The following is a 25,128-nucleotide window of genomic DNA, read 5'->3' on the forward strand; positions in this document are numbered from 1 at the left end:
CCCTTCTTAGCTTTATTTCAAAATCTATCTCATTGAAAGTGAAGGCCACATTCCGTCTTCATTTTCCCAGCCCATCTTCCATCTCTTGAGTTGCCACCATCACCTACAGGTAATGTACATTTCTCACACCCAATACTCGGATAGCCAACATCATGCAATGGGTTATACGGCAAACTATGTTTATATACATATCGCCAAACTTCTTTCCAAGTCCAATGAATGAGCGGACAAACTTTAATAGATTGAAAACGACGATCTTGATTTATAAACTGTGTATGCTTACGCGTTTCTGATTGTTCCCTTCTTAAGCCTGATATCCACGCTTTTTCCGCTGCTAATGATTTTTCTAACGGTAAAATTTTTCTAATACTACAGCAAAGATTCGGATTACTTTCCCATAACTTCTCTCCATGAAGCTTCGCTTGTTCATCGAGTGTAAGTTCTGGCTGTTTTTCTATAATATTTAATGAAGGAAATCTCTCGCGTACCTTCTTAATTAATTCGTACGTTTCTTGAAAATGAACATTTGTATCCAAAAATACAACTTTAGCAGATGGATTTACTTGGTTTATAAGATGCAATAAAACCATTCCCTCCACCCCAAAGCTACATGCATATACAATTTCATCTTTATATTCGTTATAAGCCCAACTTAATACTGATAGCGCGCCTTTCGTTTCATCTTCTTCAGAAAATGAAACACTATTTTCTTTCCACGTTTCGTACGTCAACATGTTTTTTCCCCCTGTAAAAGCAAAAAGACGGCTTTAACCTATTAAAAATAGATTAAAACCGCCTCTAGTTTTTCTAGTCAGCGCTTTTTACTTTAAACGAACCTTTTCACTTTTTTCTAATTGAATCACTTTTCCATCTTGCACAACAATTGTAATGGAACCATATTTCATATCAGCAAGCATCGCTTGAATTTTCTCAGATACTTCATCAAAATGCTCCCGTACGCTCACGCAAACAGCCCCCCTTTTTATTCATAAAAAAAATCTTTCCCATTTCGAAAAGACTGTTCGGTAATATATTTTACCTTATCTTTCAAAATGGATTCCATTTTGCTGGATTTAGCACCTTGCTTTCTATAAGCAGGTTGCCGAGCTTCGTAGGGCCAGTTCCCTCAGCTTCTCTTGATAAGCTTTGTATTTGTATTTTATCACAATTCTGATTTTTTTCAATCCTAGTTTTCCGATATATTTAATTATTTTTCTTTTTTTAAAAGGAGTTGCCTTTACTAGACAACTCCTTCTTTCTCATTCACACCAGCTCTTTAATACGTATGCGATCGTTCCCAATGATATTTTCATATGTTTCACGTTCTACGACAATTTGTGACGTCCCGCCTTTTGCAAAGACGACAGCTGGTCTACGAATACGATTATAATTATTCGCCATCGAGTACCCATATGCCCCCGTACAAGAAATTGCTAGTAAATCAGAAGAAGCAACTTGCGGTAAGTTAATATCCCAAATCAGCATATCTCCACTTTCACAGCATTTCCCAGCAATCGAAACGAGTTCCTCATTCTCATCATTCCCTCGATTCGCCAACATCGCCTCATAACGGGCTCCGTATAGAGCTGGTCTTAAATTATCTGTCATTCCACCATCGACTGAAACATATTTCCGAATGCCAGGAATCTCTTTCACCGCTCCGACTGTATAAAGTGTTGTTCCCGCATCACCTACAATACTACGACCTGGTTCAATCCATATTTCTGGAAGCGGATATTCACATAATGTAAATTGTTCTCTTATCGTACTTGTTACAGCGTGCACATACGTTTCAAGTGTTAACGGTGTATCTGAATCCGTATAACGTATACCGAAACCTCCGCCCACATTTAATACTTTCATCACATAATGTGTTCGCTCTCTCACTTCTTCTAAAAATTGGCGGAGTACTTCAATTGCTCGAACAAATCCAGCCGTTTCAAATATTTGTGATCCGATGTGCGAGTGAATTCCTAGCACATTATAATTTGATTTTTGCAAGGCAAGCTCAATTGCTTGCATCGCTTGACCATTTGAAACACCAAATCCAAATTTCGAATCCTCTTGACCTGTTGTTATATATTCGTGTGTATGTGCCTCTACTCCAGGCGTTACACGGATTAATATGTTCACAAATTTCCCATGTTGCATTGCTAAATCGTGCAAGATTTCTAATTCTAAGAAATTATCTACTACAAAACAACCGATATTCGCCTGAAGAGCCATAATCATTTCTTCTTCTGTTTTATTATTTCCGTGAAAATGAATACGCGATGCAGGAAAACCAGCTTGGAGCGCAGTATATAATTCTCCTCCAGAAACAACATCTAAAGACATATTCTCTTCACGAGCTACTCGGCACATCTCCATGCACAAGAACGCCTTGCTTGCATATGCTACTTGATAAGAGAAACCACTTTCTTTAAAAGCACGATGAAACGCGCGGCACTTTCCTCGAATAGACTCTTCATCGTATACATAAAGTGGTGTTCCGTATTGTTTTGCTAGCTGCGTCGTATCGCACCCACCAATTTCTAAGTGTCCTTGCCCATTGATTCGGCTTGTGCCGTGTAAATACATTTAAATTCCTCCCTTATTTCCTCTAAAACTCATAACCCCAATCTTCTATTCATTGCAGCACGCTTTTAGATAGACAAAAAACGCGCGGAACAATGTTCACACGCGTTTCTTATTAGGAAAAATATATATTGAAAAAATAAACGAGTTGTTATCTTCTCAAAATAAGAAACCGCATCAACATCTCCAAATAGCTCTTCATAAAATAAATTTTATGACAGTACTACATTTATTCAATGCAGTCCCAATATATGAATAAGATGGTTATTCTTATATTTCGGCAATAGTCCCTTTCAACCTATGATCACAGATTCCACTAAATCTCCCATAGCTTACTCTTTCCTATCGCGGCCTCTACCTTTGAGAGTAGATGAGGTAAGTCTATTTAATTTTCAAACATCTAATTGTTGCTATTAACAATACCAAAGGACCATTTTATTTGTCAAACAATTTTTTATATTGTTTTTTTACAGTTTAATTTTGTATCATTTGGTAAGCGCTTTACTGAAACCTTTGTCACTTCCCATTCGCCCTCTTCGTTATTAAATGTAATCGTTACCTTCTCAAATGGTGGAACAATTTTCCCACCAACCTGTTCATACTTCGTTACTTCAATACTCGCTTGAAATAAATATGTACCACTATACACTTTTTTTAAACTAATAATTTTAGGACATTGATAAGGCTTCAAGCTCCCATATTGTTTTTCAATTGCCTTATTTATTTTTGGAAATAAAACAGAATAAAGGGCATCTTCCATAAGGGGTGCATCATATTGTGCTACCGACACACTCGGTGAAGCAAAAAGTATAACACTACTGCATACTATAAAATATAATAATTTTCGCATTATAACCTCCGTTTTATTACTCGATTCTTTTTGCGCACGATAATTATCATACATAGAAACTCCGTTTTATTGTCTCCCACTGCCCTTTTTCTACTCAATTATTATAAAAAAGCCCACAACTCTCTTTTATTTTCGTATAATGATACTCATAGTATAATAAACATAATAACAAAGGACTGTTCGTATATATAAAATGAGGCGCTAATCAAACCGGCTCACAAGAACCGTCATGCTTTTAGGAGAGGAGTATATTATGCTACAAAATCTGTTTCCAAAACTGCGATTTGCACTAGTTGCAGTCGTTTTATTATGGATAAAAACATATATTGTGTACAAGCTAGCATTTGATATTAGAATTGATAACTTCTTTGAAGAGTTTATGCTTTTTATTAACCCACTAGCTTCGTTGCTTTTATTTTTTGGTTTCGCTTTACTTGCATCTAAGTACCGAAACCGAATTATTATTGTAATTAGTTTTATACTGTCATTTATTTTATTTGGAAATGCAATGTTTTACGGGTTCTATAACGATTTTGTTACTTTCCCTGTTTTATTCCAAACAAATAATATGGCTGACTTAGGGACGAGTATAAAAGAACTCTTTACGTATAAAACATTACTTTTATTTGCAGACGCAATTATTTTAATGTTTATTTCGCGTAAATTCCCATCATTTGGTGATAAAACACCCCTTTCTCGCTCTGAGAAGCGAACTTTCTTTAGCGGTGTAACAGTATTATTAGCACTACAAATTGTTGTTTCAGTTATATATAAACCACAAATGTTCTCACGCTCATTTGATCGTCAAACTGTCGTGAAAAATTTAGGGTTATACACATATCATCTATTTGATATTACACTTCAATCTAAGTCTTCAGCTGAGCGTGTATTTGCAAGTGGAGACGGGTTCTCTGAAATTAAAAACTATACAGACTCAAAAGATAAACAAGTTGATAAAAACTTATTTGGAGCTGCAAAGGGTAAAAATGTAATTTTAATTTCAATGGAATCTACACAAAGTTTTGTTATTAATAAAAAAATAAATGGAAAAGAGATTACTCCATTTTTAAATGAGTTTATTAAAGATAGTTTTTATTTCGATAACTTCTATCATCAAACGGGACAAGGTAAAACTTCTGATGCTGAATTTATCGTTGAAAATTCCCTTTATCCGTTAGACCGTGGTTCTGTATTCTTTACTCATGCAACAAATGAATACACTGCCACACCAGAACAATTAAAGAAATACGGATATTCTTCTGCTGTCTTCCATTCAAACGATAAAACGTTTTGGAATCGTGACGTAATGTATCCTGCGCTTGGATATGATCGTTACTTTAATTTAAATGATTACGTAGGAACGGAACAAATGTCTGTCGGTTGGGGATTAAAAGATAAAGAGTTCTTTGAGCAATCTATTCCAAAGTTAAAATCTTTACCACAACCGTTCTATACAAAATTTATTACGTTAACAAACCATTTTCCATTTCTTCTAAATCCAGAAGATCAATATGTTGATGAATTTAATTCCGAAAGTGGTGTTTTAAATCGCTACTTCCCAACCGTTCGTTACACGGATGAAGCTCTTAAATTATTTATTAAACAATTGAAAGACGAAGGACTATATGATAATTCCGTTATTGTCATTTATGGTGATCATTACGGCATTTCTGAAAACCATAATGCAGCTATGGCTCAGTTCCTTGGGAAAGACGCTATTACACCGTTTGATTCTATGCAATTACAACGCGTCCCTCTCATTATTCATGTGCCTGGCCAAGAAGGAAAAGTCATCTCTAAAGTATCTGGTCAAATTGATATTAAACCAACGTTACTTCATTTACTTGGTATTAAAACAAATCAATCCGTAGAATTTGGAACAGACTTATTTACGAAAGAAAAAGACCCTCTTATGGTAATGCGAGACGGCAGTTTTGTTTCGGAAGATTATGTTTATACAAAAAATATGTGCTATAAAAGAAGCACAGGTGAAGAAGCTGATTTAACACTATGTCAGCCTTATATTGAAAAAGCAAAAACAGAATTAAAATTATCCGACAAACTCATTTATGGAGATTTATTACGATTTGATCCTAACAATCGATATAAAACCGGAACGATGACAACGAAATTTGAATAGTGTAGGAAGCAACTTTACAAAAGTTGCTTCCTTTTTTTACTTTTTTTTCAAATTTATCTTCTATACAATCTTTCACAAATTGGGAATTTTTTTCGTATGAGAAAGAAATTTATGGTATGATAAAATAAGTAAACTTTCATACACTAATTAAGAATTTATAACAGAAAGCAAGGGATCAGATTTTGTATAGAGCAGCTATTCCAAACTTATTTACGCTCGGGAATTTATATAGCGGATTTTTGTCAATCGGCTATGCATCTTTAGGATATTATAAATCAGCTGCTATTTTAGTACTGATCGGGATGATGTTAGATAGTCTTGATGGTCGTGTCGCTCGTTTATTACGCGTTGATTCACAAATGGGAAAAGAGCTTGATTCACTCGCGGATGTTGTAACATTTGGCGCAGCACCTGCTGTGTTAATGTATTACACATCTTTCTCCAACTATGGCATCATTGGACTATACATAGCGGGATTATTCCCACTGTTCGGAGCATATCGCTTAGCACGATTTAATGTAACGCCATCATCTACTTCTATGAAGTATTTCACTGGAGTTCCGATTACTGCAGCAGGAGGGCTTGTTGCTTTCTTAACATTATTTTCACATACCATTCCAAAAATCGTTCTCATTACCGTATTCGTAACGTTCGCATTTTTAATGGTGAGCCGTGTTCGTATCCCAAGTTTAAAAGATGTACCAATTCCACGATATAGCATAATTATTACACTATTTTTAGTTGGAATTATTATCACAATGTACCAAACAAGTTTTGGCAACATTTCTGTTTTCTTATTCATTGCCATTCCACTATACATTTTGTATATGTTATCTCAATTTATTAGACAAAGACCTTCTAAAAAAGCGAGTAAAGAAAAATAAAAAAACCTTCCGTATTTCGGAAGGTTTCTTTTTTATTTTGTAACTAATACTTTTTGATTTACAGGTGTTACAGGTTCTTCACCATTTAATACAGCTAAAATATTTCTTACTGCCATTTCAGCCATTGCATCACGTGTTTCGAATGTTGCATTTCCTACGTGAGGAGCAAGTACTACATTCTTTAATCCTTTTAGCTCTTCTGTAATTTTCGGTTCAAATTCAAATACGTCAAGAGCTGCACCTTCAATTTCATTCGTTTTTAGTGCATGAGCAAGTGCTGATTCATTCATAATTGGTCCACGTGAAGCATTTATAATATATGCTGTTTTCTTCATCATTTTAAACTGTTCTTCATCAATCATATGATGTAATTTCGGATTATAAGCACAGTTAATTGTAATAAAGTCCGCTGTTTGTAATAATTCTTCCAACATTACGTATGTCGCTTCCAGTTCACTTTCAGCTTCAGGCTTTCGATTTGGTCCTGTATATAAAACATTCATTCCAAATGCTCTCGCACGCTTTGCAACTGCCTTCCCGATTTCTCCAAGGCCAATAATTCCGATTGTCTTACCGTGCACTTCGCGGCCCAAGAAGAATAACGGTGCCCATCCGTTAAATCCAGTTGTACGACATAACGTATCACCTTCAGGAATTCTACGTGCAGCTGCTAAAAGAAGTGCAAACGTTAATTCTGCTGTTGCCTCTGTAGATACTTTCGGCGTATTTGTAACAGCAATACCCTTTTCTCCAGCATATGTGTAATCAATATTATCGTAACCAGCACCATAATTTGCGATAATTTTCAAGTTTGGTGCTGCGTCAATAACCTCTTTCGATACCTTCGTAGAAAGTAAGCTTAAAAGTGCATCTTTATCTTTTACACGTTCTGCTAGCTCTTCTACACTAATTAATTCTTCTTTATTGTACATTTCTACATCATGATTTTTCAATAATTCTAATCCGATTTCTGGAATTTTCCCTGCTACTAATATTTTCGCCACTACTAACACCTCTTCTATACAAAATATGATATCTCTTATATTTCATTGTAAGAAATCTACATATAAAAACCAAGGAATTTGATTATAGTTTTGAAAATCGACACTTTTCCATAAAAAAAGAGGAGATGCAACTCTCCCCTCGTTTTACGCTTTTTCTTGCGATTCTTTCCCAAGCTTCGCATCGATTGTTCCTTCTGCAACTGTATCGCTAATTTGTTCCTCAATAACTGAGTTAGCAGTATTATTTGTTTCAGAAGTATAGGCTTGACCTGCCGCTTGTACATTTTGTTTATTTTGTTGTTTCGCCATTTTTTATCCTCCTTTTCATTCTTTCTTATTTTGAACAAAAAGGGTGATTTTCATCAAAAAATCGTGTTTCATTTTGAAATTATTCCTTCTTCTTCAAGCAATCTCATCGTTCTTACTCGTTTCGTAAATGTAGCTATGTGAGAAATATCATGATTGCGTAATGTCTTTATATTCTCTTCCACATACTTTCCTAAATCATTCGGATAATGGGCATCTGAGGATAGAGTAATCGGAACTCCATGCTTAGCTAATACTTGTAAATAAAGCGGACTTGGGCACATTTCGCGCACAGGATATCGATAGTACAATCCCGCATTTATTTCTGTTGCTGTATTTGTTTCCACTAACGCACGAGCAATTTCCTTATAATAAGAAAGCTGTTCATTCTCATCCAATCGATAATTAAATACTTTTATGTTATCAAGGTGAGCTATAATATCAAAAAGCTCGGAACGAACAGCACTTTCAACTGTAGCGAAAAACGTGTGATATAAAGTATGTAACTCATGCGTACCAAAATACTCTTTCGTATCTGGATTATCAAATCCCCATCCATCTATAAAATGGACCGAACCGATTACATAATCAAAGTCTCCTAATGCTAGTAAACCTTTTAACTCTTGTTCACCCCCGATAAAATAATCCGCTTCAATTCCAAGTTTGAGCGTTATCCCTCGTTTACTCCATCGCTCTTTTGCCTCTTCAATCGCCTTTGTAAAATCATAAATAGACGTTACTCTTACTTGATCTAACCATTCTTTTTGCAGGCGACCAAGCTTAGAATCACTAATATCTACATACTTTTCATAATATCCTTTCGCTTCATGAAAACGATATAAATGATCGACAATGCCAACTTCTTTTATACCTTTTCGCACAGCTTCTTCTAAATATAAATCAATCCATTTCGCTGTAAATGGACCTTCCTTCACACGTCTTTGCAGGCGTTCTTGTGTTTTCATAAGCCATTCCATAGAATGTTTTTCTTCTTTAAGCGGTTCAAAATATTGTAGCGCATCATTTATTTTAGCTAGCCACCCTATTGAATATGGCCCTTCTTCTAAATGAATGTGATAGTCCACTTTCATCCATATTCCCCCTTATAATTTATCTATTTCTCTTCTGTCCCCTACTCGCGAAAGCTTTCCATTTCTTTCTTTCACTTCTTGCATGACATCTTCTAATGGAATATTTTTTTCGGCTAATAGAACAAAACAGTGATAGAACACATCAACCATTTCTTTTACTATTTCTTCTTTATCATTATTTTTAGACGCAATAATTACTTCGGTGCACTCCTCACCAATTTTCTTTAAAATTTTATCTTCACCTTTTGAAAATAAATAATTCGTATATGATTCAGAGAGTGGATTTTTCTTTCGTTCTTCAATTGTTTCAAATAATAACTTAAGGATATCTTCCATATGTATCCCCCTATATAATTTTGTAGTGAAAACACGTTTTTTCTCCCGTATGGCAAGCAGGCCCTACTTGCTTTACGACAACAACGATTGCATCTTGATCACAGTCTAAATAAAGTGATTGCACATATTGGGCATTTCCCGATGTACCTCCTTTATTCCATAACGATTGTCTCGAACGGGAATAAAACCATGTTCTTTTCGTTTCCAGCGTCTTGTCATACGCTTCTTCATTCATATAAGCTAACATTAAAACTTCTTTCGTATCTTCCTCGATAACAACAGCTGGTATCAATCCTTTTAAAAAGTTAGGTTTCATAACCGCACCTCAACCTTTGCTTCTCTTAATTTTCTCTTTACATCTTGTACAGTCGCTTCACCATAATGAAAGATTGATGCTGCTAATGCTGCATCAACTGTTGTCTTTTGAAATACTTCTATAATGTGATTCACATGACCACATCCCCCTGATGCGATTACTGGAACAGAAACGCTGTTTGAAATTGCTCCTGTTAAACGAAGATCATATCCGTTTTTCGTTCCATCTGCATCCATACTCGTCAACAAAATTTCTCCTGCCCCGAGCTTAACAACGTGCTTCGCCCATTCGATTGCATCCATTCCCGTATTAAGTCTTCCGCCATTTACGTATACATTCCATTTATCTTCTGCTACTTTTCTAGCATCGATTGCTACGACAATACATTGTGAGCCAAAATGCTCCGCACCTTCCTGGATTAACTTCGGATTTCTCACTGCCGCTGAGTTTATTGAAACTTTATCTGCTCCAGCTCTTAGTAAATTGTACATATCTTTAACACTTGAAATCCCCCCGCCAACTGTGAGAGGTATGAATACTTTTGAAGCAGTTTTTTCTACAACATCTATAATCGTTTTTCGCCCTTCATGCGTCGCAGTAATGTCTAAAAATACGATTTCATCTGCTCCCGCATCATTATATAATGCGGCTATTTCAACAGGATCACCGACGTCTTGTAACCCTATAAAATTCACACCCTTTACTACCCGCCCTTCTTTCACATCTAGACATGGAATAATTCGTTTTGCTAACATAGTTTTGTTACCTGTAACACTTTTTCTAAATCAATCGTTTTCTCGTAAAGTGCCTTCCCAATAATGACGCCATATATGTTCATATCATTTAATCTTTTCACATCTTGAATAGATGCGACACCTCCAGATGCAATCACACGAATACCCACGCTTTTTTGCAGTAACTCTAATTGCTCAAAATTTGGTCCTGCAAGTGTCCCATCTTTTGAAATGTCCGTAAACACAATCGTTTGAACACCTACACTTTCCATTTGCTTCGCTAAATCGATGTACGAAATTTCAGACACATCTAACCAGCCCCTCGTTGCTACGAAACCATTTTTCGCATCAATTCCAACTATGATTTGCTCCTTATATAGACGAACCGCTTCTTCTAAAAATGATTTATCGTAAAGGGCAGCCGTTCCTAATATCACTTTTTCTACACCTACTGACAACAACTTCTCCACTGCCGCGAGTGACCGAACTCCTCCTCCAATTTGCACTGGAATACGTACCGCCTTGCATATTTTTTCAATGACAGGTAAATTTACTGACTCCCCAACAATTGCTCCATCTAAATCAACAACGTGTAGTATTTTCGCTCCAAGTTTTTCAAATATGATTGCTTGTGCGACTGGATCTTCATTCATCACCGTTTCTTTACTAAACTCTCCTTGATAAAGCCTGACGCATCGTCCTTCTTTTATATCGATAGCTGGGAAGATTTCCATGCTTCTACCACCCCTTTGAAATTTTTTAACATTCGCATCCCAATTTCCCCACTTTTTTCAGGATGAAACTGTGCACCAAATATATTTCCTTTTGCTACAAAACCAGGTACTTTCACTCCATATTCACTTGCCCCATACACAATTTCATTCGGACAATCTGCATAATAAGAGTGGACATAATATACGAAAGAACCGTCCTCTACTCCATTCCAAAGCGATATTTCTCCTTCTTTTTTTAATTCATTCCACCCCATATGTGGAATTTTATAAGGAACTTTTAACTTTCGAATAACACCTGGCAATAAATTTAATCCGTTACAATTTTGTAGTTCCTCACTTTTTTCAAATAAAAGCTGCATTCCTAAGCAAATACCCAGAAGCGGTTTTCCTAAGCTCTCAACTTCTTTTAGCACACATACTAAATCTTTTTCTTCTAAAACGCCCATCGCTTTCGGAAATGTGCCTACTCCTGGTAAAATAACTCCATCACTTCTCAATATTTCTTTTTTATCATCCGTTATGATGTACTCTGTTCCAATATATTTTAATGCTTGTTCCACACTACGAATATTTCCCATTCCATAATCTATAATTGCAATCAATTACAACATCCCTTTCGTTGAATTTACGCCATTAATATTGGCATTTTTATCGACTGCCTCTCTAAGCGCTCGACCGAACGCTTTAAATAAAGCTTCAATTTTGTGATGTGTATTGCTTCCGTATAAAATGCGAGCATGTAACGTAATATTTGCAGCATGAGCAACTGCTCTAAAAAATTCTTCCGTTAATTCTGTGTCAAAATCCCCTAGCTTCGGATTTGTTAATTCACCTTGAAATACAATATATGAGCGCCCGCTTATATCAATCGCGACAAATCCTAAAGATTCATCCATCGGTACATACGCTGAGCCGTAACGGTTAATCCCCTCTTTATTTTGCAATGATTCTTTCAAGCAAGTTCCGAGTACAATTCCAACATCTTCAACCGTATGATGAGCATCAACGAATACATCACCTTCAGCTTCAATTTGCAAACCAAATCTTCCGTGTCTAGCAAATAAAGTTAGCATATGATCAAAAAATCCAACTCCTGTTTGCACAGAAACATTCGTACTTTCATCAAGTTGCAAACTTAATTTAATTTTTGTTTCCGTCGTCTCACGTACTTGACTAGACTCGCGCATTATTCTTCCTCCTTAAACCTAATTTGGATTGCTCTTGCGTGTGCATGTAAACCTTCTTTATTTGCAAGTTCTACAATATGATGCTGTACACTTCTTAACGCTTCTTCCGTGTACGAAACGAAGCTTGATTTTTTTACGAAATCATCGACGGATAACGGAGAAAAAAATCTTGCCGTTCCACTTGTCGGTAATACGTGATTCGGCCCCGCCAAATAATCTCCGAGCGGTTCAGGTGCATATGGACCAAGAAAAATTGATCCAGCATGCTTTACATAAGCTAGAGCATTCATTGGCTCTTTTATGTGTAACTCTAAATGTTCTGGAGCGATTTCATTTGATAAATGAAACGCCTCTTCTAAAGAAGGGACAATAAAAATTGCTCCATTTCTTTTTATGGATTCACGAGCGATTTCACTTCTAGGCAACGTCTCTAGCTGCCTTTCTATTTCTCTTTCTACTTCTTTAGCAAGCTTTATATTTGTTGTAATACAAATAGCTGTTGCCCTCTCGTCATGTTCTGCCTGTGATAATAAATCAGCAGCAATATATTCGGCATTTCCTGTTTCATCTGCGATAACTACAATTTCTGATGGTCCAGCAATCATATCGATATTGACTATCCCATATACTTCTCGCTTCGCTAGCGCGACATATAAATTCCCTGGTCCAACTATTTTATCTACTTTAGGAATCGATTCCGTTCCATATGCTAGAGCAGCAATTACTTGAGCACCACCGGCCATATATATTTCATCTACACCTGCAAGACTTGCAGCAGCTAAAATATGCGGATCAATTCCTCCTTGCTTCGGCGGTGTTACCATTACAATTTTTTTCACTCCTGCGAGTTTTGCTGGCAATACATTCATTAATACTGATGAAGGATACGAAGCAGTCCCGCCCGGCACATATACACCTACATTTTCTAACGGACGAATAAGCTGCCCTCTAATTACCCCTTCACTCACGCAATCAAACATAGATTGTCTTTTTTGCTTTTCGTGATACGAGATAATATTTTTCTTCGCCTCTTTTAACGCTTCTAAAAAAGCTTGTTCTACAAACTTACTTGCTTGTTTTATTTCTTCCTCACTTACACGAAAATCTTTTGTCTCTACACCATCAAACTTTTTTGTATAGAACGATAAAGCCTCATCTTTACTCTCCCTTACGTTTTGAACAATTTCACTTACACTTCTTTGAACAGTTTCTTCTATTATATTAGCGCTTTCTCGTAGCGATTTTATTTTCGATAAAGCCTCTTGGAAATCTTCAAAAACTATCTCCATTTAAAATCCCCCTATTTCCCTGACAAAATTTCTTGTTCCATCATATTTATAATACAGAATATTTCGTCTTTTTTAGTTTTCAATGCAGCCTTATTCACAATCATTCGAGCTGATATAGAGCACATTTCCTCAAATACAATTAACCCGTTTTCTTGTAATGTTTTTCCTGTTTCAACAATATCAACAATTGCATCTGCCAAACCTAGAAGTGGAGCAATCTCTACAGATCCTTCTATTTTAATAATTTCTACATCCTCCCCTTTATCATGAAAATATGTAGAAGTAATGTGCGGATATTTCGTAGCAATTCGTTTTTTTCGATAACTCTTCGGATTATACGTAGGAATAGAAGCGACACAAAATTTACACACGCCCACTCCTAAATCGACCATCTCATATATATCTTTCTCAAATTCCATTAATATATCTTTTCCAACGACTCCAATATCAGCTACGCCATGTTCTACATAAGTAGCAACATCTACCGCTTTCACTAAAATAAATGAAATGTTTGTGTTTTTACTTTTAAACACAAGTTTTCTTCCTTTATCTTTGAGCTCTGAACAATCAATTCCAATTTTTTCAAACAGTGGAATAACATGCTTTTCTAATCTTCCTTTCGTTAACGCAATTTGAATGTTACGCATGAAGCCTCCCCTTCTTTCTGGATGATCCATTTCTCTCTCCATACATATTCCACTAGTGACTCACTCTTCGCCTCAACGACTGTCATTATTTTATTCTTGTTTGCAAATTGAAAAGTATCGTTTAAATTAGAGAATAAAGATAACTGGGCATTCTTCCCGTCCTTTTGAAGTAAATTTCGTAACCTTTCCGCTTCTGCTAATCTATTTAACTCATAATGAATCATAATATCTATTCTCTTTCGTTTATATGGTTCTTGCTGCTCTTGAAGTGCCTTAACTATTTGATTTACTTGCACCGCGAGCCCAACCGCTGGCATCATCTCTCCAAAATTTCCAATTAACTCATCATACCTTCCGCCACTAACAATCTCTTCTCCAATTTCATATATATACCCTTTGAAAATAACACCCGTATAATAATCCAAATGTTGAACCATACCTAAATCAATTGATATGTAAGAGCCATATCCTAACTGTTCAATTGTTTCATATATTTCTTTCACTCTCGCAATGGCCATTTTCATTTCATTACTTGAGGCGAGTTTTTCTGCTTCCTCAACAACATCTAAACTCCCGAATAACCTTGGTAGTTTCTCAAGTAACCTTACTGTTTCATCACACCGATTTAATTTCTTTTCTTCTATAAAGTGTGAGAGTGCGGCATAATTTTTACTTTCAATATACGTTCTAAGTAACTTCTCTTCTTCATCATTAATGGGGAGCTTTTTTACGATACATTTATATAACTGCACTTGCCCAATCTCAATTGTGAAAGATTGCACCTTTAATTTTTGAAGTGCTTGAATTACGCTTATCACACATTCAATTTCAGCCCTTACATTTTCAATCCCGATAATTTCAATACCACTTTGCACTATTTCATTATATTTCCCAGTAAGGGACTCATTCGCCCGAAATACATTCCCCCTATAAGTTACTTTAAGAGGAATATCCCCTCTCTGTGTTCCAATTACTCTTGCTAAAGGAATTGTCATATCTGGGCGTAAAACGATAATCCGTCCTTTTTCATCGAAAAATTTATACATCTTTTCTTCATCTATCGGCCTGTTTTGAAATGCAAAAACATCATAAAATTCAATTGTAGGTGTCCTTATTTCTTCATAACCTCTCTCTAAAAAGGTCCGTCTTAATTTTTGTTCCACTTCTTCAATTAACGTACATTCTTCGAATAAGTAATCTCTCGTTCCATTCGGATTTGCCCGTTTCCACTTTGTCATCTCATTTCACACACCTTTCCCTCTTTAATTTATGCCCCTTCGATCCACCCAAACCGAAAATAAAAAGAGCCTTGTAGACAAAATACCTACAAGGCTCTTTAGTAGAGTGTAGGTACAACGGGAATAACCCTTGTGCCTACACGTTTTCACGTTAGGTTCAAGGGTTTCATGTATGATGATGTAGTTGTGTAAGCATTTTTATAGATTGCACGATATTCATAATACTTACTCCCTTTCTCCTCTGATTTTCACATAGTATATAACAGTTAATTCTGAATGTAAATACATTTTTAATATTCCGTTATTTCTTAATATAAGGCTATCTCTCTTTCATACTCTCCAATTTCTCGTTCGTATTGCATCGTAATGCTGATTTCATCTAGACCATTTAATAATTTTTCTTTCCACATTTTCTCGATTGTAAAATGAAACCTGTGCGTATTCGTAATAATTACTTCATTCTCTAAATCAACTTCCATTTGATCTCTCGCATTCGTTTTGGCAAGTTGTTCACGCATCTCTTTATCCATTACAATCGGTAACATACCATTCTTCATACAATTCATATAAAAAATATCTGCAAACCCTCCGGCGATAATAACGCGGAAACCATAATCCGCAAGCGCCCACGGAGCATGTTCTCTTGAAGAACCACATCCAAAATTATCACCTGTAATTAATATACTTGCTCCTTTTCGTTCTTGTGCATTAAGGGGGAAATTAGGATTTTCATGGCGCTCATTATCGTAACGCCACTCATCAAATAAATATTTTCCAAATCCCGTCCTTTCAATTCTCTTCAAATATTGCTTCGGAATAATTTGATCTGTATCAATGTTATCATTCATAAGTACTGCGGCAGTACCTTTATGAATATGAAATGGTTCCATCGTAACTCTCCTTTCTAATATCAACAAAATGACCATATAACGCAGCTGCTGCAGCCATAGCTGGACTTACTAAATGTGTTCGTGCTCCTTTCCCTTGCCTTCCTTCAAAATTACGATTTGAAGTAGAAGCACAATGTTCTCCTTCAGGTACTTGATCTGGATTCATCCCAAGACACATTGAACATCCAGGCTCTCTCCATTCAAATCCCGCTTCTTCAAATATGCGATGTAAGCCTTTTTGCATCGCCCGCTCTCTCACACTTTTTGATCCTGGTACAACGAGTGCTCGCACACCTTCTTTTACCTTTTTCCCTTTTACAACAGATGCAGCAATTTCTAAGTCAGATAAACGTGAATTTGTACAAGAACCAATGAAGACATGCTTAACAGGAATTTCAAACGTACTTTGCCCAGGGCTCAATCCCATATATGAAAATGCTCTTTCATCATTTTCGTTATGCTTCTCTGGTAATTTTTCATCAATAGGAACACCCATACTAGGATTTGTTCCCCAGGTGACATACGGTGCTAAATCCGTAACATCTACCGAAATATGTAAATCATAAATTGCATCTGAATCTGTATAAAGCTCCGACCATTTTCCCGTAAACGTTTCATAGTCTTTCGGTGCATATTCACGCCCTTTTACATAAGAAAATGTTTTCTCATCTGGTGCAATGATGCCAGCTTTCGCTCCCCCTTCAATTGCCATATTGCAAAGTGTCATTCTCTCTTCCATACCCATATCACGAATCGTCTCTCCGTAGAATTCCATTACATGCCCCGTTCCAACCGCTACACCGTACTTTGAGAGAAGATGCAAAATAATATCCTTTGCATAAACGCCTTTCGGTAACTTTCCTTTTAATTCAATCCCCATCGCTTTCGGTTTTCGTTGCCACAACGTTTGAGTTGCTAATACATGTTCTACTTCACTCGTACCAATACCAAACGCTAAAGCACCGAAAGCACCGTGGGTTGCTGTATGGCTATCACCGCATACAATCGTTTTCCCCGGTTGTGTGAGCCCAAGTTCTGGTCCTATAACGTGAACGATTCCTTGCTCTTCATCACCAATATCGGCTAATCGCACCTTAAATTGTTTACAATTGTCACGAAGTGTATCCAATTGCTGCTTCGCAATGCGATCGGTAATATTCCAAACATCTTTCGTTGGAATATTATGATCCATCGTTGCAAACGTTAATTCCGGTCTCCGAACAGTTCGATTTGCAAGCCGCAAGCCTTCAAAGGCTTGCGGTGACGTTACTTCATGAACGAGATGAAGATCGATATATAATAAATCCAATCCATTTTCATTAGTTACAACTACATGTCTTTCCCAAAGCTTATCTAGTAACCTTTTTCCCATTATCTTCCTCTCCCTACTAGTGCCTGCTCTTCCATTTCTTGAATAACTGCCCTCGTAAATGAAGTTGTCGTCTCATTCCCCCCAATATCAGCTGTACATTTCCCAGATTGAAGAACTGCAGAAATTGCCTCTTCAATCGCATACCCTTCTCTCGTTAATCCAAATGATTGCCCAAGCATCATCGCTACTGAACGCATCATCGCAATTGGATTCGCTTTATTTTTACCTGCAATATCTGGCGCTGATCCATGAATAGGCTCATATAAAGACGGCCCGTTTTCCGCATGGCTCGCTGATGGAAGCATTCCTAATGACCCTGCTAATACAGAAGCCTCGTCGCTCAAAATATCACCAAATAAATTTTCTGTTACGATAACGTCAAATCTCCTTGGGTTTCGAATTAACTCCATAGCAGCTGCATCTACTAAAATGTGCTCTAATTCAACATTAGGATAACGAAGAGCTACTTCTTCCGTAACAGCTCTCCACAATTTACTAGATTCTAAAACATTCGCTTTATCAATAGAAGTTACTTTTTTCTCTCTCTTACTCGCTAATTGAAAAGCATACGACACGATACGTTCAATTTCATGACGATGGTACGTAAGTGTATCAGTTGCCGATTCTTCCGTTCTTTCTTTCGGATAAGAGAAATAAATACCGCCTGTTAGTTCACGAACGACAACGAAGTCAATTTCATCTGCGTTTTTTAATGGCGATAAATGTGCAGTTGCGCTTTCTACTGTTACAGGACGAACGTTCGCAAATACACCAAGTCCTTTTCTTAAAGCTAATAATCCTTTCTCTGGCCTTTCTTTCGCATCATCCCACCGCGGTCCACCAACCGCTCCAAGTAAAACTGCATCACTCGCTAAACAAGCGGCAAGTGTTCGCTGTGGTAATGGTTGCCCATTTAAATCGATAGCCGCTCCGCCAAAGTACTCATCTTGTAAATGAAAGTGATGTCCATATAGCCTCTCTACCATATGCAATACTTCCTTCGCGCTTTCCATAATTTCCGGACCAACACCATCACCCGCTAAACAAACGATACGTTTTTCCAATTAAAACACTCCTTTTTGTCTGAATTTTCAGAAATACACTTTGATAAGTAAGGGACGATCCCCTCACTTATCAAACAGTTACTTCACAAGAGTAATAAAAGATTTTAATTTTCCGGCCGCATGAACATACGCTCTCGCCGATGCTTCTAATACGTCTTGCGCAACACCAAAACCTGATACTTGATGAGTTCCTTCTTTTAATTCAACATGAACATGTGCAAGTGCATCTTGACCTTGCGTTATAGATTGTATGCGATAATCCGCTAAGTCACATTCTAATCCTAAAATTCTTTGAATTGCATTATAGATCGCTTCAATACTTCCAGAACCAGTTGCTGCATCTTCGTACATATTTCCTTCCTCATCTTTTAGTACAACCGTTGCACACTGTGTACTATTTGATACGAAATGTACTTGCAATTGAGTAATGCTATATTGCTGGGCCGCAAATGCTGCTTCACCAAGCATAAGCGCACGTAAATCTTCTTCTGTAATTTCTTTTTTACGGTCAGCCAAGTTTTTAAATGCTTCAAACACCACATCTCGTTCTTCTTTTGTAAACTCATAACCAAGTTCTTTCATTTTTTCAGTAAACGCATGGCGCCCGGAATGCTTTCCTAATACAAATAAATTTTGTGACTCTCCAATCAGTGATGGTTCAATAATTTCATACGTCGTTACTTCTTTTAATACACCGTCTTGATGAATACCTGATTCGTGAGCAAAAGCATTTGCTCCAACAATCGCCTTATTTTTCGGTACAACCATACCCGTTAACCGACTTACTAACGTACTCGTCGCTTTAATTTCTTTTAATGTCATAGAGGATTCTGCTTCATAGAAATCTTTTCTAATATGGAGAGCAACCGCGACTTCTTCTAGCGCCGCATTCCCCGCTCTTTCTCCAATTCCATTAATCGTTCCTTCTACTTGTAACGCTCCGCCTTCAACCGCTGCTAACGAGTTCGCTACTGCCATCCCAAGATCATCGTGACAATGACAAGAGAAAATTGCTTTTTCATACGACGGAACGGATTCTTGTAAGTATTTAAAAAGAGAATAATATTCTTCTGGATTCGTATATCCAACTGTATCAGGAATATTGATTACATTCGCTCCTGCGCGAATCGCGACTTCTACTGCTTCAGCTAAAAATGCTCTCGATGTTCTTGTTGCATCTTCTGCTGAAAATTGAACTGTTGGAAATAGTGATTTCCCGAGCGTAACCGAGCGATGTATGCTATCTAATACATCTTCTTTTGACATACAAAGCTTATATTTCATATGAATGTCACTCGTAGCTAAAAATACGTGTAAACGAGGAGAGACAGCGCCTTTCACAGCTTCATAGGCTCTTCGAATATCACTTTCTTTCGCTCTAGCTAAACTCATAACCGTAGCATTTTGAATGGTATTTGCGATACGTTTTACCGATTGAAAATCACCTTCAGAAGCTGCTGCGAATCCAGCTTCCATTACATTAATACCAAGTCTCTCTAGTTGCCTCGCAATCTGTAATTTCTCTTGTTCATTTAAATTAACTCCTGGTGATTGTTCGCCATCACGAAGCGTCGTATCCATGAACAAAATTTGCTTCATATTATTTGACCCCTGCCTTTACTCGCGGCTGTACAAACGGCATCATTTCACGTAATTTACGTCCAACTACTTCGATTTCATGTTCATTTTCTTTTTCATTTGTCGCATGGAAATTTGGTTTTCCTGCTTTATGCTCTGCGATCCAGCCTCTTGCAAATGTACCATCTTGAATTTCTGCTAGCACTGCACCCATCGCTTTCTTCGTATCTTCCGTTACAACGCGTGGTCCTGATACGAAGTCGCCCCACTGCGCTGTATCTGAAACTGAATATCTCATATTTTCAAGTCCGCCTTCATACATAAGGTCAACGATTAGTTTTAGTTCATGTAAACATTCAAAATATGCAACTTCCGGTTGATAACCAGCATCAACTAACGTTTCAAACCCAGCTTTTACTAGTGCAGTCACTCCACCGCAAAGTACAGCTTGCTCTCCAAATAAATCTGTTTCTGTTTCTTCTTTAAACGTTGTTTCTAATACACCTGCTCTCGTCGCCCCAATTCCATCTGCATATGAAAGTGCCTTTTCAGTCGCAACTCCTGTTGCATCTTGATATACTGCAAATAATGCAGGAACAGCTCCCCCTTCCGCAAACGTACGACGTACTAGATGTCCTGGACCTTTCGGTGCTACTAGAAATACATCTACATTAGCTGGCGGTTTTACTTGATCAAAGTGAACATTAAATCCATGCGCGAAAACGAGAGAATTGCCGCCTTGTAAGTTTGGTGCAATTTCAGCTTCATATACTTCCGGCTGTAATTCATCAGGTAGTAGAATCATTACTACATCTGCTTTTTCTGCTGCTTCCGCTACTGTATATACAGAAAAACCGTCTTCTTTCGCCTTATCCCATGACTTCCCTTTCCTCAGTCCTACTACCACATCAAATCCGTTATCACGTAAGTTTTGCGCATGCGCATGGCCTTGCGATCCATATCCGATGATTGCTACTTTCTTTTCCTTTAATACATTTACCGTTACGTCTTTTTCATAATAAACTTTCGCCATTTTCATTTCCCCCTATTTTTTAAATAATTATTGAATTAACATAACTTGTTTATCTTGTTTTTTCATACTACGTGTAAATGCTGTTACACCTGTTCTAGCAATTTCTTTCAAACCATATGGACGAAGTAATTCAATTAACGCTTCTACTTTCTCCTGGGTACCTGTTACTTGCACCACTATGGAATCCTTCCCAACGTCTATTACAGCGGCTCGGAACGGTTCAATTAAACTATATAATTCTGCTCTTGCTACAGACGTTGCTACTTTAATAAGTGCAAGTTCTCTAGCGATCATCGCTTCTTCTGTAATATCTGATACTTTCAGTACATCGATTTGCTTATGAAGTTGTTTAATTAACTGCTCAACTTGCTGTTCATTTTCAACGTGTACAACAATCGTCATTCTCGAAATATCCGATGATTCCGTATGACCTACTGAAATACTTTCAATATTAAAATGTCTACGTGTCATAACACCTGTAATTCGATTTAACACACCGCTTTGATTTCGAACTGTCGCTGTTACAATTCTCTTCACCTTTTCTCCACTCCCTCCATTTGATGAACGCCTTTTCCTGGGGCAACCATCGGCATTACCTTTTCGGATTGAAGTACGCGGCAATCAATTACAACAGGCTCTCTTAACTCAATTGCATACTGTAATTGTTGCTTTGCAAGAAGTGGGTCTTCAATACGAACACCTTTTATGCCATAAGCATTGGCAAGCGCAACAAAATCTGGTTGGGATGAAAGTAAGGAGTGCGAATATCGCCCATTATAAAATTCCTCTTGCCATTGTCTTACCATCCCTAAAGCTTCATTATTTAAAATAAAAACTTTAACTGGTAAAGAATGCTCTTTTAACACACTAAGTTCTTGCAGGGTCATTTGAAATCCAGCATCACCGACAATTGCAATAACTAGTTCTTCAGGCTTTGCGATTTGTGCACCTATTGCTGCTGGAAACCCGAAGCCCATTGTTCCTAAGCCTCCAGAAGTTACCCATTTATCTGGATTTTTCAGCGGATAATATTGAGCTGCCCACATTTGATGTTGCCCAACATCTGTCGTTACAATCGCTTCCCCTTTCGTAATTTCGTATAGCATATCAATTGCATATTGAGGCTTAATACATTCCGAATGCTCTTTGTAAGAAAGAGGGTATTTTTCTTTTCTACTATTCAATAATGAGAGCCAATCATTGTGATGTACTTCCCCTTCCTTAAAGTTGAGTAGAGCTTCTAATGCTTGCTTCGCACTCGCAACAATTGGAATTTCAGTCGGCACATTTTTTCCGATTTCCGCTGGATCAATATCTATATGTGCGACAATCGCTTCTTTAGCAAAATAAGCTAAATTTCCAGTAAGACGATCGTCAAATCTTGCTCCTATATTTATAAGTAGATCACATTCATATAACGCCATATTAGCCGTGTAAGAACCGTGCATTCCTCCCATCCCAAGAAATAATTTATCATCTGGCGGAAAACCACCAAGACCAAGTAATGTATGAACAACAGGAATTTCATATTTACGAGCAAAGCTTGTTAATTCTTTCGATGCCTTTGCATGCAATACACCTGCTCCAGCTAAAATTAACGGTTTTTTTGAAGTCGCAATCGCTTGTAATAATTTGTTTATTTGTAGTAGGTTCGGTTCGTAATTAGGCTGGTATCCTGGTAAATCCATTTGTACATCACTACATCGCTCACCTTGCTCTACTACCATATCTTTCGGAAGGTCAATTACGACTGGGCCTGGTCTTCCTGTTCTAGCGATATGAAATGCTTCTTTAATAATTCGGGGTAAATCCGATGCTTTTCGTACTTGATAATTATGTTTTGTCACCGGCATCGTAAGCCCCATAATATCAGCTTCTTGGAAAGCATCACTCCCGATTAACGTTGTTGCTACTTGCCCTGTAAATACAACAAGTGGCAATGAATCAATCATCGCGTCAGCTAGACCAGTAATAACATTTGTAGCACCCGGTCCACTTGTTGCAATTACCACTCCTGGATTTCCTGTAATTCTTGCATATCCTTCAGCAGCATGAATTGCACCTTGCTCATGCCTCGTTAAAATATGCGGAATTTCACAATCATAAAGCGCATCATATAGAGGTAAAACCGCACCACCTGGATAACCAAAAATCACCTCTACTCCTTCCTTTTCTAGCGCTTCTAACAATAGCTGTGCACCAGTTGCCAGTTTCTCTTCCGTTTTTGAAGACATTTTTCTTATAAGCCCCCTTTTTTAAAACATTTATAAAATAAAAAAATCCTACGTCCACACTCCAGCTATGTGCTGAAGGGACGAAAGATTTCGCGGTACCACCCTTCTTCGCAAGATTACTCTTGCCTCAGTGACTCGGGATATGAGTCTAGCTAATAACGGAGCTACCGTCTAAGCCTAAACAAACGTTTCAGCTTAGCACTCAAGGGTGATGTTCGTCGACGTGAACCATCGGTTTCCAGCAACCACCGACTCTCTGTGAGGCTTCACAGTCAACTACTCCTCCCTATCAACGCTTTATCATGTCATAAGAGCTATTATCCAACTTTATTTTCTTCGTAAATTTTCTCTCCATCTTCTACAACTAATTTACGGAATTCTTCTAATAAACGATTCGTATGTGGCCCTGTTCTACCTAAACCAATCGTTCTTCCATCTACTGTCGTAACAGCAATTACTTCAGCAGCTGTTCCTGTTAAAAATACTTCATCAGCTACATATACATCATGCCTTGTAAATAATTCTTCTCTTACGTCATATCCAAGTTTTTCGCCGATTTCTAAAATCGCGTTTCGTGTAATACCTTCTAACGCTCCAGCAGAACTTGGTGGTGTAATTAATTTATTTCCCTTCACAATAAATACATTATCTCCAGAGCCTTCAGCTACATATCCTTGGTCATTTAACATAAGTGCTTCTTGTACTCCAGCTAATTTCGCCTCAATGCGAACTAAAATATTATTTAAGTAATTTAAAGATTTTACTTGAGGCGATAAAACATCCGGGCGATTGCGACGCGTTGCAACTGTTATAATCGGAATCCCTTTTTCATAATATTCTTGCGGAAATAAAGATAATTGCTCTGCAATTACTACTACATTTGGTTTCGTACAAGAATCGGGATCTAATCCCAAGTTCCCAGGTCCTCTTGATACAACGAGGCGGATATATCCATTAGATAGTTTGTTTTGTCGAATCGTTTCAACAACGATTTTCGTTGCTTCTTCTAACGTATATGGAATCTCTAACATGATGGATTTCGCTGATTCATATAACCGGACAAGATGCTCTCTCAAACGGAAAACATTACCGCTATATACCCTAATTCCTTCGAACACTCCATCGCCATATAAATAGCCATGATCATATACTGAAACCTTTGCTTCGTCTTTTGGAACAAATTCTCCATTTAAGAAAATCCACTGCTCGTTCACTTGAAAGCGCCCCCTATGTTCTATGAGTTTTTTATTGTTTCCTAGTCTACTCTCCTTTTCAAATAAATCAAGTGAATTTTTAGAAAATTTTTAATTTTTAATCGTACGTACATCTTTGTTTATATTGATTTAATAACATTGTTAACGTTTACAAAAAGTCAAAAATTTTTTTTCGTCAAATTCTACTAAAAAAAATATTTGTTTAAAAGAAGGGTTTTCGCCAATTGATACGAATCTATTGTATTCAATAAACGGACGTCCGATTTTATAAATCCGGGAATATACAACGACTTTTGGTGAAAAAGGGGGAAAATAACAAAAATAACGCTGTCTAAAAATAACATTCATATTTTTCATTTAGTAATCATAATCCTATTTTTAAAAAACAATTTGTCAAATTGAAGGAGGAA

Annotated in this window: 27 protein-coding genes, 2 riboswitches and 1 other annotated feature; of the genes, 2 read left to right on the plus strand and 25 right to left on the minus strand. The window is 37.1% G+C overall.

The window, feature by feature from the left end:
• Positions 1 to 29: 29 nt before the first annotated feature.
• The 4 genes from ABH955_RS12355 to ABH955_RS12370 form a co-directional block, all read right to left on the minus strand.
• A complete protein-coding gene (locus tag ABH955_RS12355) occupies positions 30 to 734 on the minus strand; it encodes a phosphoadenylyl-sulfate reductase (protein ID WP_002011694.1) in 705 nt (234 codons plus the stop codon).
• Between the two features lie 87 nt (positions 735 to 821).
• Complete coding sequence (locus ABH955_RS12360) at positions 822 to 965, minus strand: YezD family protein (protein ID WP_000116159.1); 144 nt, start codon at positions 963 to 965, stop codon at positions 822 to 824.
• A 72-nt stretch (positions 966 to 1,037) separates the two neighbouring features.
• A riboswitch (SAM riboswitch) is annotated at positions 1,038 to 1,146 on the minus strand.
• A 117-nt stretch (positions 1,147 to 1,263) separates the two neighbouring features.
• A complete protein-coding gene (gene lysA / locus ABH955_RS12365) occupies positions 1,264 to 2,580 on the minus strand; it encodes a diaminopimelate decarboxylase (protein WP_002126306.1) in 1,317 nt (438 codons plus the stop codon).
• A gap of 180 nt (positions 2,581 to 2,760) precedes the next feature.
• A riboswitch (Lysine riboswitch) is annotated at positions 2,761 to 2,942 on the minus strand.
• An 89-nt stretch (positions 2,943 to 3,031) separates the two neighbouring features.
• Positions 3,032 to 3,427, minus strand: a complete 396-nt coding sequence (locus ABH955_RS12370; RefSeq protein WP_016092994.1) for a DUF3888 domain-containing protein — start codon at positions 3,425 to 3,427, stop codon at positions 3,032 to 3,034.
• Positions 3,428 to 3,680: 253 nt separating this feature from the next.
• Here ABH955_RS12370 and ABH955_RS12375 point away from each other — a divergent pair, with 253 nt between their 5' ends.
• Together ABH955_RS12375 and pssA are read left to right on the plus strand one after the other, a co-directional pair.
• Complete coding sequence (locus ABH955_RS12375) at positions 3,681 to 5,567, plus strand: LTA synthase family protein (RefSeq protein ID WP_002086724.1); 1,887 nt, start codon at positions 3,681 to 3,683, stop codon at positions 5,565 to 5,567.
• A gap of 182 nt (positions 5,568 to 5,749) precedes the next feature.
• Positions 5,750 to 6,451, plus strand: coding sequence for a CDP-diacylglycerol--serine O-phosphatidyltransferase (gene pssA, locus ABH955_RS12380; RefSeq protein WP_404447561.1), 702 nt, complete (start codon positions 5,750 to 5,752; stop codon positions 6,449 to 6,451).
• A 32-nt stretch (positions 6,452 to 6,483) separates the two neighbouring features.
• Here pssA and ABH955_RS12385 read toward each other — a convergent pair whose 3' ends face one another.
• From ABH955_RS12385 to ABH955_RS12485, 21 genes are all read right to left on the minus strand, one after another.
• Entirely contained in the window at positions 6,484 to 7,464 is a 981-nt protein-coding gene (locus ABH955_RS12385) for a 2-hydroxyacid dehydrogenase family protein (protein ID WP_404491148.1), read from the minus strand.
• A gap of 135 nt (positions 7,465 to 7,599) precedes the next feature.
• Positions 7,600 to 7,764 carry a YozQ family protein gene (locus ABH955_RS12390; RefSeq protein ID WP_002193236.1) on the minus strand — a complete coding sequence of 55 codons (165 nt, stop codon included), beginning with the start codon at positions 7,762 to 7,764 and terminating at the stop codon, positions 7,600 to 7,602.
• Between the two features lie 68 nt (positions 7,765 to 7,832).
• Positions 7,833 to 8,852 carry a histidinol phosphate phosphatase domain-containing protein gene (locus ABH955_RS12395; protein WP_002030669.1) on the minus strand — a complete coding sequence of 340 codons (1,020 nt, stop codon included), beginning with the start codon at positions 8,850 to 8,852 and terminating at the stop codon, positions 7,833 to 7,835.
• A gap of 12 nt (positions 8,853 to 8,864) precedes the next feature.
• On the minus strand, positions 8,865 to 9,188 hold the full coding sequence (hisE, locus tag ABH955_RS12400) for a phosphoribosyl-ATP diphosphatase (RefSeq protein ID WP_404447566.1): 324 nt from the start codon (positions 9,186 to 9,188) through the stop codon (positions 8,865 to 8,867).
• A 10-nt stretch (positions 9,189 to 9,198) separates the two neighbouring features.
• The gene (gene hisI / locus ABH955_RS12405; protein ID WP_404491150.1) at positions 9,199 to 9,504 is read right to left on the minus strand and encodes a phosphoribosyl-AMP cyclohydrolase; all 306 of its coding nucleotides are present in this window, start codon (positions 9,502 to 9,504) and stop codon (positions 9,199 to 9,201) included.
• Positions 9,501 to 10,259: an imidazole glycerol phosphate synthase subunit HisF gene (gene hisF, locus ABH955_RS12410; protein WP_404447571.1), complete on the minus strand. Its 759-nt coding sequence runs from the start codon at positions 10,257 to 10,259 to the stop codon at positions 9,501 to 9,503. The genes hisI and hisF overlap by 4 nt, the downstream gene beginning before the upstream one ends.
• On the minus strand, positions 10,253 to 10,972 hold the full coding sequence (hisA, locus tag ABH955_RS12415; RefSeq protein WP_404457338.1) for a 1-(5-phosphoribosyl)-5-[(5-phosphoribosylamino)methylideneamino]imidazole-4-carboxamide isomerase: 720 nt from the start codon (positions 10,970 to 10,972) through the stop codon (positions 10,253 to 10,255). The genes hisF and hisA overlap by 7 nt, the downstream gene beginning before the upstream one ends.
• The gene (gene hisH, locus ABH955_RS12420) at positions 10,945 to 11,574 is read right to left on the minus strand and encodes an imidazole glycerol phosphate synthase subunit HisH (protein ID WP_404457340.1); all 630 of its coding nucleotides are present in this window, start codon (positions 11,572 to 11,574) and stop codon (positions 10,945 to 10,947) included. Before hisH ends, hisA begins: the two co-directional genes overlap by 28 nt.
• A complete protein-coding gene (gene hisB / locus ABH955_RS12425; protein WP_002030662.1) occupies positions 11,575 to 12,159 on the minus strand; it encodes an imidazoleglycerol-phosphate dehydratase HisB in 585 nt (194 codons plus the stop codon).
• Positions 12,159 to 13,448: a histidinol dehydrogenase gene (gene hisD, locus ABH955_RS12430; RefSeq protein WP_002126285.1), complete on the minus strand. Its 1,290-nt coding sequence runs from the start codon at positions 13,446 to 13,448 to the stop codon at positions 12,159 to 12,161. The genes hisB and hisD overlap by 1 nt, the downstream gene beginning before the upstream one ends.
• An 11-nt stretch (positions 13,449 to 13,459) precedes the next feature.
• Positions 13,460 to 14,095 (minus strand): ATP phosphoribosyltransferase, encoded by a 636-nt coding sequence (hisG, locus tag ABH955_RS12435; RefSeq protein ID WP_033708301.1) that lies wholly within the window; start codon positions 14,093 to 14,095, stop codon positions 13,460 to 13,462.
• Entirely contained in the window at positions 14,071 to 15,333 is a 1,263-nt protein-coding gene (locus ABH955_RS12440) for an ATP phosphoribosyltransferase regulatory subunit (protein ID WP_404457342.1), read from the minus strand. Before ABH955_RS12440 ends, hisG begins: the two co-directional genes overlap by 25 nt.
• Positions 15,334 to 15,641: 308 nt before the next feature.
• Entirely contained in the window at positions 15,642 to 16,223 is a 582-nt protein-coding gene (gene leuD, locus ABH955_RS12445; RefSeq protein ID WP_113937007.1) for a 3-isopropylmalate dehydratase small subunit, read from the minus strand.
• Complete coding sequence (leuC, locus tag ABH955_RS12450) at positions 16,201 to 17,595, minus strand: 3-isopropylmalate dehydratase large subunit (protein ID WP_002011716.1); 1,395 nt, start codon at positions 17,593 to 17,595, stop codon at positions 16,201 to 16,203. Before leuC ends, leuD begins: the two co-directional genes overlap by 23 nt.
• A complete protein-coding gene (leuB, locus tag ABH955_RS12455; RefSeq protein WP_002011718.1) occupies positions 17,595 to 18,659 on the minus strand; it encodes a 3-isopropylmalate dehydrogenase in 1,065 nt (354 codons plus the stop codon). Before leuB ends, leuC begins: the two co-directional genes overlap by 1 nt.
• Before the next feature lie 78 nt (positions 18,660 to 18,737).
• Positions 18,738 to 20,258: a 2-isopropylmalate synthase gene (gene leuA, locus ABH955_RS12460; RefSeq protein ID WP_002064438.1), complete on the minus strand. Its 1,521-nt coding sequence runs from the start codon at positions 20,256 to 20,258 to the stop codon at positions 18,738 to 18,740.
• A gap of 1 nt (position 20,259) precedes the next feature.
• Complete coding sequence (ilvC, locus tag ABH955_RS12465; RefSeq protein WP_003188179.1) at positions 20,260 to 21,276, minus strand: ketol-acid reductoisomerase; 1,017 nt, start codon at positions 21,274 to 21,276, stop codon at positions 20,260 to 20,262.
• A 21-nt stretch (positions 21,277 to 21,297) separates the two neighbouring features.
• Positions 21,298 to 21,807 (minus strand): acetolactate synthase small subunit, encoded by a 510-nt coding sequence (gene ilvN / locus ABH955_RS12470; RefSeq protein WP_000822948.1) that lies wholly within the window; start codon positions 21,805 to 21,807, stop codon positions 21,298 to 21,300.
• Positions 21,804 to 23,504, minus strand: coding sequence for an acetolactate synthase large subunit (gene ilvB, locus ABH955_RS12475; RefSeq protein ID WP_404447591.1), 1,701 nt, complete (start codon positions 23,502 to 23,504; stop codon positions 21,804 to 21,806). Before ilvB ends, ilvN begins: the two co-directional genes overlap by 4 nt.
• A gap of 73 nt (positions 23,505 to 23,577) precedes the next feature.
• Positions 23,578 to 23,806, minus strand: a binding site (T-box leader).
• A gap of 15 nt (positions 23,807 to 23,821) precedes the next feature.
• Positions 23,822 to 24,718, minus strand: a complete 897-nt coding sequence (gene ilvE, locus ABH955_RS12480; RefSeq protein ID WP_002011723.1) for a branched-chain-amino-acid transaminase — start codon at positions 24,716 to 24,718, stop codon at positions 23,822 to 23,824.
• 141 nt (positions 24,719 to 24,859) lie between these two features.
• Positions 24,860 to 25,075 (minus strand): hypothetical protein, encoded by a 216-nt coding sequence (locus tag ABH955_RS12485; protein ID WP_088292768.1) that lies wholly within the window; start codon positions 25,073 to 25,075, stop codon positions 24,860 to 24,862.
• Positions 25,076 to 25,128: the final 53 nt, after the last annotated feature.

The organism is Bacillus sp. RC240, assembly GCF_044907945.1.
Taxonomy (GTDB): Bacteria; Bacillota; Bacilli; order Bacillales; family Bacillaceae_G; genus Bacillus_A; species Bacillus_A mycoides.